Origin of the sequence: Pantoea sp. S61, from assembly GCF_016625145.1 — a bacterium.
Taxonomy (GTDB): domain Bacteria; phylum Pseudomonadota; class Gammaproteobacteria; order Enterobacterales; family Enterobacteriaceae; genus Pantoea; species Pantoea rwandensis_B.
The window spans coordinates 1-539 of record NZ_JACVUO010000063.1 but is presented as its reverse complement, the minus strand read 5'-3'; the positions used below and the strand labels follow the sequence as shown (position 1 = coordinate 539).

General features: G+C 56.8%; 1 protein-coding gene. It reads right to left on the bottom strand.

Annotated elements, in window-relative coordinates; genetic code table 11:
* A partial coding sequence (locus IAE30_RS29880) for a biotin carboxylase N-terminal domain-containing protein (protein WP_200681639.1) occupies positions 1-539 on the bottom strand: 539 nt, incomplete at both ends.

The following is a 539-nucleotide window of genomic DNA, read 5'->3' as shown; positions in this document are numbered from 1 at the left end:
CAGCGCTCGCCGATAAAGCGACGCAGCTCCGGCGTAATGCCCGGCGCTGGTGCTTCCTCGACCACTTTCTGGTGACGACGCTGCATCGAGCAGTCACGTTCCGCCAGATAGATAGCGTTGCCCTGACCGTCGGCCATCACCTGAATTTCGATATGGCGTGGGTTCTCGAGGAATTTCTCCATGTAGACCATGTCGTTGTTGAAAGCCGCTTTGGCTTCCGCTTTCGTCATGCCGATGGATTGTTCCAGATCTTTTTCACTGCGCACCACGCGCATACCACGACCACCGCCGCCGCCAGAGGCTTTGATAATCACCGGGTAGCCGATGCGCTTGGCAATGGCACGGTTTTTATCCATGTCTTCGGTCAGCGAGCCATCAGAACCTGGCACGGTCGGTACGCCGGTTTTCTTCATCGCGGTGATCGCAGACACTTTATCGCCCATCAGGCGGATGGTGTCAGCTTTCGGACCGATGAAGATAAAGCCTGAACGCTCAACCTGCTCGGCGAAATCGGCATTCTCAGAGAGGAAGCCGTAGCC